At 64.2% G+C, this 8,192-nt stretch carries 13 protein-coding genes; 4 read left to right on the top strand and 9 right to left on the bottom strand.

Translation table 11 applies throughout. The annotated features are described in order from the left end of the window. The first annotated feature begins 21 nt into the window (after positions 1–21). Together AC1DWI_RS07635 and AC1DWI_RS07630 are read left to right on the top strand one after the other, a co-directional pair. The gene (locus tag AC1DWI_RS07635) at positions 22–396 is read left to right on the top strand and encodes a VOC family protein (protein WP_477670290.1); all 375 of its coding nucleotides are present in this window, start codon (positions 22–24) and stop codon (positions 394–396) included. 5 nt (positions 397–401) lie between these two features. Further along, positions 402–908: an EVE domain-containing protein gene (locus tag AC1DWI_RS07630; protein WP_477670289.1), complete on the top strand. Its 507-nt coding sequence runs from the start codon at positions 402–404 to the stop codon at positions 906–908. A 7-nt stretch (positions 909–915) separates the two neighbouring features. Here AC1DWI_RS07630 and AC1DWI_RS07625 read toward each other — a convergent pair whose 3' ends face one another. The 6 genes from AC1DWI_RS07625 to AC1DWI_RS07600 form a co-directional block, all read right to left on the bottom strand. Then, a complete protein-coding gene (locus AC1DWI_RS07625) occupies positions 916–1,446 on the bottom strand; it encodes an N-acetyltransferase family protein (RefSeq protein ID WP_477670288.1) in 531 nt (176 codons plus the stop codon). 3 nt (positions 1,447–1,449) lie between these two features. Then, entirely contained in the window at positions 1,450–2,034 is a 585-nt protein-coding gene (locus tag AC1DWI_RS07620) for a helix-turn-helix domain-containing protein (protein ID WP_477670287.1), read from the bottom strand. A 49-nt stretch (positions 2,035–2,083) separates the two neighbouring features. Further along, positions 2,084–2,434 (bottom strand): hypothetical protein, encoded by a 351-nt coding sequence (locus AC1DWI_RS07615; protein WP_477670286.1) that lies wholly within the window; start codon positions 2,432–2,434, stop codon positions 2,084–2,086. 7 nt (positions 2,435–2,441) lie between these two features. After that, on the bottom strand, positions 2,442–3,020 hold the full coding sequence (locus tag AC1DWI_RS07610; RefSeq protein WP_477724618.1) for a GNAT family N-acetyltransferase: 579 nt from the start codon (positions 3,018–3,020) through the stop codon (positions 2,442–2,444). A gap of 61 nt (positions 3,021–3,081) precedes the next feature. After that, positions 3,082–3,774: a penicillin-insensitive murein endopeptidase gene (locus AC1DWI_RS07605; RefSeq protein WP_477670284.1), complete on the bottom strand. Its 693-nt coding sequence runs from the start codon at positions 3,772–3,774 to the stop codon at positions 3,082–3,084. A gap of 10 nt (positions 3,775–3,784) precedes the next feature. After that, positions 3,785–4,270 carry a hypothetical protein gene (locus AC1DWI_RS07600; RefSeq protein ID WP_477670283.1) on the bottom strand — a complete coding sequence of 162 codons (486 nt, stop codon included), beginning with the start codon at positions 4,268–4,270 and terminating at the stop codon, positions 3,785–3,787. A gap of 46 nt (positions 4,271–4,316) precedes the next feature. On the opposite strand from AC1DWI_RS07600, the gene AC1DWI_RS07595 reads away from it, so the two are divergent. After that, complete coding sequence (locus AC1DWI_RS07595; RefSeq protein WP_477670282.1) at positions 4,317–5,009, top strand: helix-turn-helix transcriptional regulator; 693 nt, start codon at positions 4,317–4,319, stop codon at positions 5,007–5,009. A gap of 17 nt (positions 5,010–5,026) precedes the next feature. On the opposite strand, the gene AC1DWI_RS07590 is transcribed toward AC1DWI_RS07595, so the two are convergent. From AC1DWI_RS07590 to lplT, 3 genes are all read right to left on the bottom strand, one after another. Next, positions 5,027–5,521, bottom strand: coding sequence for a glutathione peroxidase (locus AC1DWI_RS07590; protein WP_477670281.1), 495 nt, complete (start codon positions 5,519–5,521; stop codon positions 5,027–5,029). 135 nt (positions 5,522–5,656) lie between these two features. Further along, positions 5,657–6,592: a DMT family transporter gene (locus AC1DWI_RS07585; protein ID WP_477670280.1), complete on the bottom strand. Its 936-nt coding sequence runs from the start codon at positions 6,590–6,592 to the stop codon at positions 5,657–5,659. Beyond that, positions 6,592–7,872 (bottom strand): lysophospholipid transporter LplT, encoded by a 1,281-nt coding sequence (gene lplT, locus AC1DWI_RS07580; protein ID WP_477724617.1) that lies wholly within the window; start codon positions 7,870–7,872, stop codon positions 6,592–6,594. Before lplT ends, AC1DWI_RS07585 begins: the two co-directional genes overlap by 1 nt. Before the next feature lie 189 nt (positions 7,873–8,061). Between lplT and AC1DWI_RS07575 the strand changes: the two genes are divergently transcribed. Then, positions 8,062–8,192: alanine racemase (locus AC1DWI_RS07575; protein ID WP_477724619.1), on the top strand; the 131-nt coding region annotated here is incomplete at its 3' end.

The following is an 8,192-nucleotide window of genomic DNA, read 5'->3' as shown; positions in this document are numbered from 1 at the left end:
CTTCAACACAAGGAGCCTCCCATGAAAAACGCCGTCACCTGGTTTGAAATTCCCAGCACCCAACTCGACAAAGCCCAGGCCTTTTACGAAGCGGTCCTCGAGTGCAAGATGCGCCGCGAGCCCATGGGCCCGTCCGAAGGCGCGGTGTTTCCCTATGAAGCGGAGGAGGGCGTGGGTGGTGCGATCCTGGCCGGCCCCACAGCGCCTGCTCCGGCGTCCGGCGGCACCTTGATTTATCTCGATGCCTCGCCTTCGCTGGATGCCGCACTGGCGCGCGCCGTCAAGGCCGGCGGCAAGGTCGCCTTGCCGCGCCAGGCGCTGCCGCCCGGTCTGGGTTTTTTTGCGCACATCACCGACCTGGACGGCAACCGCGTCGGCCTGCACGCCGCGGCTTGAGCGTGATGGGCCGCAAGAACTGGATTGCCGTTGCGAGCGCCGAGCATGCGCGGCGCGGCTGCGGGACGCCGGGGGCTGGCTACATGCAGGTGTGCCACGGCAAATGTGGGCCGCTGAAAAAGGTGCTGGCGGGGGACCGCGTGGCCTATTACTCGCCCGCGCTGACCATGGGCGGCAAAGACAAATTCCAGCGCTTTGTCTCTATAGGCGTGGTGCAGGCCGGTGAGCCCTATGCCTTCGACATGGGTGGCGGCTTTGTGCCCTTTCGCCGCGACGTGGCTTACGTGGCCGGGCGGGAGGTGTCCATACTGCCCTGGCTGGACGAGTTCGAGTTTGTGGAAAACCGCCAGCACTGGGGCTACAAGTTTCGCTTCGGCCTGTTCGAGGTCAGCGAGCACGACATGCGCCTGGTCGCGCGGGCCGTGCATGCGGACCTTGTGGCGCTGGGCTTTGAGGCGACTGGTACCGCCGCTGCGCCTCCGCGCCCCATGGCGCTATTTCCGGAGCTGTAGGTAACGACTAGGCCAGCTCGCGGTAAAACACCGTCGTGCCCACCAGCCCGCCGCGCGGCAGCAGCGCATAGCCGGGAATCACGCCCACGCGCTGCCAGCCCAGGCGCTGGTACAGGCGTTCGCCGTTATCGCCGGTCACGGTGTCCAGCACTAGCAACGTCTTGCCGCAGTCGCGCGCCATGTTTTCTGCGGCGCACATCAAGGCCTCACCCAGGCCCTGGCGCCGGCAGCGGCGGTGCACCAGCATCTTGGCCAGGTCGGCGCGGTGCGGCTGGTTCTCGGGCTGGGCCAGCACCAGCTGCACCGTGCCGCAGATACCCCGCGCATCCTCGGCGACCAGCAACGCGCGTTCGCCCGCGGCCACGCTCCGCGCCACACCGCGCCAGAAGCCCGCGGCGCGTTCGCGCGACAGCGGGTGCATAAAACTCACCGAAGCGTCGCCTTCGACGCAGTCGATCAGCACATCGGTGAGTCCGGCAATTTGCTCGTCAGTGACGGCGGGCAGGCGCCGCGGCGACCAGGTTGTCGTGTTCGTCATAGTTCAAGCCCGTTCGGTGGCGATCACCACCGCATAGCGCGCGGGCTTTCGCGTGGGGTTGTGGAACATGGTGGGCCGGTCCAGCTGCATGGCCAGGCAGTCGCCCTCGCGCAGCGCGTGGCGCGCGTCGCCCAGCGTGATGTCGATGGCGCCTTCGAGCACCCACACCTGCTGGTGCACACGCGCATCGCGCGCGCCGGTTTCAAAGGCCACGCGCCCGCCCGGCGGGAAATGCACTTCGACGATCTGCATGGGCTGCGGCACGCCCGGCGGYGAGATGTTGCGCCGMAGGTAGCCCGAAGCCGGGTCCTGCCACTGCAGTTGCTCCGCGTGGCGCGCCACCGGGCTGGCGGGCGCCCGGGCGGCGGGTGCGTCGAACAGTGAGGCCAGCATCACGCCCAGGCCGGTGGCCAGCCGCTCCAGCACCACGGCGGTGGGGCTGCTTTCTCCGCGCTCTATCAGCGAAATCATGGAGCGGCTCACGCCGCTTTTAGCGGCCAGTGCGTCAAGCGACAGGCTTTTGGTGGCTCGCAGCTCACGCACGCGCTCGGCGATGCGCTGGTTCAGGTCGGAGGAAGATTCTGTCATGGTGGAATTATTTTCCACCATATTGGAGGTTGTGTCCAGCGCCTGATCGTTAGGCAGACATGGGCGGCTGGCCGGGCTGAAAACACATGGGCTGCTCGTCGAATGCCAGCCAGCCTGACTGGTCGCACAGACTTTGCACCAGGGCCGAATAGTCGGCCCGCAGCGAGCAGCGCATGCTCAAGGTGTCCTCCGAGGCCGGCAACTGAAATTCGATCCAGCCTTCGTCGGCCTGCATGCGGCCGGTCTGCTCGTCATCATCCCAGGCGATAGCGGGAAGCATGCGCGAGAGCGCGGCCCGCACCGCGACAGCATCGTCCAGCGGGCGCACTGTGCTGTCGTTGAGTTCATCCGGGGTCAGCGGCAACCTTGCGGGTTCGAAGAAAAGGTAGCTATAGGCCATACAGGACTTAGACAGGCTTGAGCCGCACGACAGGCCGCTGCGGCTTGCGGCGCGCGACTTCCTTGAAGCCGGCATCGTCATACATGGACTTGGCGCCGAACCACATAGCGTCGTCATGGGAGCGGCCGGGCTTGTCCACGGGATAGGCCTCGAGCAGCGTGGCGCCCTGCTTTTTGGCGTAGGCGATGGCCCCATGCAGCAGTGCCCGCGCGACACCCTGGCCGCGATATTCAGATGGCACGACAAAACAGATGACCGACCAGACGGGTTTGTCATCGACCGGCTTCATCACCGGCGAACGTTTGAGCTTGGCATAGTCTTCGCGCGGCCCCAGCGACACCCAGCCGACAGGCACCTTGCCGCGGTAGCCGATCAGGCCGGGCGGGGTGTCGCCGCGAGTGAGTTTTTTCAGGTCGGCGCGATTGGCCTGGGGGGCGGTGGTGCCCGCGGGCAGTGGCTCGCGTGCGCCGCTGCGCCGGTAATACATGCACCAGCAGCCACGCGCGACCGAACAGCCTTTGGCTAAAAACAGCGCTTCAAGATCGKGCCAGCGCTCGGGCGTGAGGGGGCGGACGGTGAGCTTCATGGGGCTGTAAGGTCGATCCGATGTTGGCACTATAGTCAAGGCATTACGCCGGCCGCAAGCGTTAGCCCGTGTTGGCTTTGCACTGGATGGCGAAATCCACGTGGTAATGCTCGTCATGGCGAACCCAGGGCTTGCCTTTCGTGAAGTTCAGGTTTTGCTTCAGGTAAGCGCCGCGCGGCGTGGCGAACAGCCGGGGCAAAAACGGCGCATCAAGAATGACCAGGGCAATGCCGGCGCCGCGCGCTTTCGCGGCCAGGTCCAGTTGGTACAGATGCTCGGCGATCGCGGGGAAGTCGATGGTGTATTCGCCGTACTGGGCGTCGGCATTGAACTCAATGTCGTAGCTGAAGCGATTGCCGATCCCCGCCGGCAGCGGTACGGATTTTCCCTGCGCGTCGCGGACCGGCACAAAGAAGTCCACGGACAGGCCGTTCTGATGCGTACGGTGCGGCCGGAAACGCCCGCCAGAAGGCCAGCCCGTTTCGCCATAGACATAGGTGGTCGATGGGCTGGTGGCGTGGAGCGCCGCGTAGGACGCGGTGATGACGTCCGCGACCTTGGCATGCACATGCGTGCGGCCTGCCGTGGCGGCCATCGCGCTGTAAGCCGAGAAGTTGGGGCCGCTGGTCGGCAGCTTGACGCTGCCTTCGATGCGGCCCTTGCTGACCGTGCCGAAGCATTGGCTGTCGGCGGCAAGGGCTTGGACGGACAGGGTCGCCAGCATTGCGGCGATCAGGCAAGCGAGCTTATGCATGGAAGATCAGTTACCAGGCCCCGCGACCATACGAAACAGCAAGCGCGCCAAGAGTAAGTGAGCCGGCCACAAGGCCTCCCAGCGCCAGCCACTCAGCGGTGTTGAAATCCTTGAACGGAGGATCGAATGGGTTCAGGGCCTGCCACCACTTCTTCCCGAGCCGCCTGCGGTTCAGATAGAGCAGTAAATTTCCGCCGCCGACCCAGAGCACCGCTATTAACGAGAGCAGGATCAATTGACCGGGTGGCATGCTTGCCAGGACATCCTTAGCCGTCGGGATCGTGGATGGCGGTGCTGAGGCTTCCGGTATGAGACCGGCAGCCTTGGCCAGGAGGAAGGTCAACAGCATAGGCGCCACAAAGAGCGCCATGTTCTTCCAATAGACCGACTGCGTCTGGGCTCGCACCATGCGGAACCATGCGACGGGCGCGATCACCAGGGTTGCCACGATTGCGACGCAAGCGAGAATTTGAAGAAGCAGTTGCATGGTGATCACGGTTTGCACTATAGCCGGGTGGGCGCTCCCCTATCATCTGCAAACCATGCGCCGCGCCGACCGCCTTTTCCATCTCGTCCAGCTGATTCGCGGCCGCCGCCTGAGCACGGCGGAGTTCCTCGCCAAGCGGCTCGAAGTTTCCGAGCGCACGATTTACCGCGATGTGGCCGACCTGCAGCACCAGGGTGTGCCCATCGAAGGCGAGGCCGGCGTCGGTTACCGGCTGGGCGCGGGGTTTGATTTGCCGCCCTTGATGTTCACGCAAAAGGAAGCCAATGCGCTGGCCGCGTCAGTGCGCCTGGCGCAGGCCTGGCTGGACCCGGCTATGGCGGGTGATGCGGAGGCCGCCTGGGGCAAGATTTTTTCGGTGCTGCCGCCCGCGGCGCGCACAGCGGCCGAAGGCGTGCCGCTGTATGCGGTGGTGATCAATCCGGATGAGGCCATGCAGCGTAGCCTGCAGCTTTTGCGCGAAGCGGTGCATGCGCGTTGCAAGGTGGATGTGCGCTACCTTGATGCGGCCGGGCGTGAAAGCCGGCGCGTGCTCTGGCCGCTGGGCTGTTTTTACTGGGGCAGCGTCTGGACGCTGGGCGCCTGGTGCGAAGCACGGCAGGACTTCCGCAACTTTCGCGTGGACCGCATGGCCGCGATCAACGTGCTGGACGAGCGCATGGGCCATGAGGCCGGCCGTACGCTGGCGGATTATTTGCGGGCCGTCAAAGCCGGCCCCAAACCCCCTTGACGTGGGGCGCTGGCGGCTCAGGCCGCTAGCGCAGCCTCGATGTCCTTGGCCAGGTCTGCTGGCTTGTCGCTGGGCGCATAACGCCGTATGACTTTCCCGTCCTTGCCGACCAGGAACTTGGTGAAGTTCCATTTGATGGACTTGATGCCCAGCAGGCCGGGCGCCTCGGCCGACAGCCACTGGTACAGCGGGTGGGCGGCGGGGCCGTTGACGTCGATCTTGGACATCATGGGGAAACTCACGCCGTAGTTGACCTGGCAGAACTCGGCGATCTGGTCGTCACTACCGGGGTCTTGCGAGAGAAACTGGTTGCTGGGAAAACCCAGGACCGCCAGGCCTTTGCCGGCATATTGTTTGTACAGCTCTTCCAGCCCGGCGAACTGCGGCGTGAAGCCGCATTTGCTGGCGGTATTGACGATGAGCATGACCTTGCCCCTGAAAGCATCGAGTGCGACGTCTTTGCCTGTGATGTCTTTGGCCTGGAAGTCGTAAACCGTTTTTGCTGCGCTCATGGTTGTCTCCTGTGTGAACTGCCATTGAAACATGATGCAATTTCCCGCCGGGCCGCCCCAAGGGAAATTAGCCCCCCTCTTCTTGTGCAAGGGGCAGCGCATTACGCGCTAGCGAAAAGCGTGGGGGCTCTTATTTCAGTGCGATTCTGCACCGCCGGGCGCGGTTTGGGGTGTCGCCGATGGTGCGATGGCCGCCAGCACCGCGGCCAGCACGATCAGGCTGCCGCCCAGCAGCACACGCGGCGTAAGTTCGGCCGCGCCCAGCGCGGCCGACGACAGGCTGGCAAACAGGATTTCAGTCAGCATCACGATGGCGGTTGTGCCTGCAGCCAGCCGCGCCGCGCCATACTGCAGACCCGCATTGCTGGCCATGAAGGCCAGGCTGAGCGCCAACACTACCGGAATGCCCGCTGCAGCCAGTGCCGGCGCAGGCACCAGCAGCTGCGACATGCCGAGCAGCGCGGCGCCGGCCGCCATCAGGCCGCTACCCCCAAACATGGCCAGCATGCGTGATTCGCTGGGGGTGTGGTTGTACTTGCGCAGCACGGCGTTGGTCACGGCAAAACTGAAGCCGCCCATGATGGCCAGCCAGTCGGCGCCGCCTTGGGGGATGGGCCACGGCGAGTCGGGCGACTTGAGCACGATCAGCACGCCCGTCATGGCCAGCAAGAGGCGCAGCAGCGAGGCGGCCGAGGGCTTTTCGCCCAGCATGACCCAGGCCACCAGCACCGACCAGGCCGGCATCAGATAAAACAGCAGCACCACACGCACCACGTCACCCACTGTCACAGCCCAGTTGAATCCGACATTGGTGAGGCCCGAAGCCGCCGCCAGGAACCACAGCTGGGGATGCGCAACAAAACCACGCCAGGCGGTGGGGCGCAGCGTAAGCAAACCGGTCACCACGACCGCGTAAACCAGCGCCGTGGTCCACAGCGGGTGCAGGCCATGGCCTTGCAGCTGGCGCAGCGGCCACCACGAAACGCCCCAGACGAACGCATTCAGCGTGAGCGCGAGAACGGCTTTTGACGTGCCGCCGCGTACGGGAGCACCGGGAGCATCGGCCAGCATCAGTGCGATTTATCGCTGCGGGCGATGCTCAGCAGGTGGTCCACCTGCTCTTTGTATTTGACGGTGTTGCGCTTGTGCCAGCGCTGGATCACCCACATGAAGCCTGCCACCACTACGCCAAAGGCTGTGATGGCGCCGAAGGCCGACAGGCYCATGCCGGTGGAGAGGCTGTAGAAAGCCCCCAGGCTCAAAATGCAGGCCTGTTCGTTGAAGTTCTGCACGGCGATCGAGCGGCCCGCGCCCATGAGGTTGTGGCCGCGGTGCTGCAGCAGCGCGTTCATGGGCACGACCAGGAAGCCGCCCAGGCCACCCAGCAGGATCAGGAAAGGTGCGGCCACCCAGACATTGCCGATGAAGTTCATCAAGATGACCAGAAGGCCCATGGCAATACCTAGTGGCATCACGCTGGTGGCCTGGTCCAGCCGCATGCGCATGGAGGCCAGCACGGCACCGACGGCGGTTCCGATGGCGACCACACCGACCAGGGACGAGGCCTGCGTCGTGCTGTAGCCCAGGGCGGCCGCGCTCCAGGCCAGCACGATGTAGCGCAAATTACCCGACACGCCCCAAAACAGGGTGGTGGTCGCCAGGGAAATCTGACCCAGCTTGTCGCGCCACAAGGCTGAGTTGCAGTTCCAGAAATCGGGCAGTAGCTCGAGCTTGTTGCGCGGCATGGGCCGCATCTCCACGCCGGTGTCGGGGATGCGTGTGTTGAACCAGGCCGCGATGATGTAGAGCAGGATCAGCACGGAAATCGCGGCTTCAGGGGCGGTGTCGATGCCGGTAGTGAAAATGGGAAAGTCAAACGAAAGCAATAGCGACGACACTGAATGGCCCACGAGCTGGCCGCCCAGCAAAACGCCGAGGATGATGGAGGAAATCGTCAAGCCTTCAATCCAGCCGTTGGCCTTGACCAGCTGCGAAGCCGGCAGGAGTTCGGTGAGGATGCCGTATTTTGCGGGGGAGTAAGCCGCCGCCCCGAGCCCGACGATGGCATAGGCCAGCAGCGGATGGGAGCCAAACAGCATCATCAGGCAGCCGATGACCTTGATGGCATTGCTGACAAACATGACGTTGCCTTTGGGGCGGGCATCGGCAAAAGCCCCCACAAAAGGCGCTAACACCACGTAAAAGAGCGCAAACATGGGTACCAGCGCCGCCGGTTGCCATTTGGGCGCGCCGCTGGTTTTCAGCAGCTCCACGGCGGCCACAAACAGCGCGTTATCAGCCAGCGAGCTGAAAAACTGGGCCGCCATGATGGTGTAGAAACCGCGCTTCATTAAACTGTTGTGGTCACTGCATCAATGCATCAGCGGATCTGATGCGGCAAGATAAGGGTGAATGTCTCCAGACGATTCCGGTTTATAGCATGGGGGGCGGTGTCAGAATGCAAAAGACCTCATCCAGAGGCCTTTCGTCCCGACGGGCCCGCCAGCCTGCCACGCTCCCGGAAAACAATTTACTGCGCCATGCCACGTCCCATTCTTGCCACCATTCACACCGCAGCGCTTGCCCACAACCTTGCCCGCGCGCGCGCTGCCGCGCCCGATGCGCGGGTCTGGGCCGTCGTCAAGGCCAATGCCTATGGTCACGGCATCGA

The organism is Polaromonas sp. P3_C2 (genome assembly GCF_056402675.1).
This window is presented reverse-complemented; position numbering and strand designations above follow the sequence as displayed.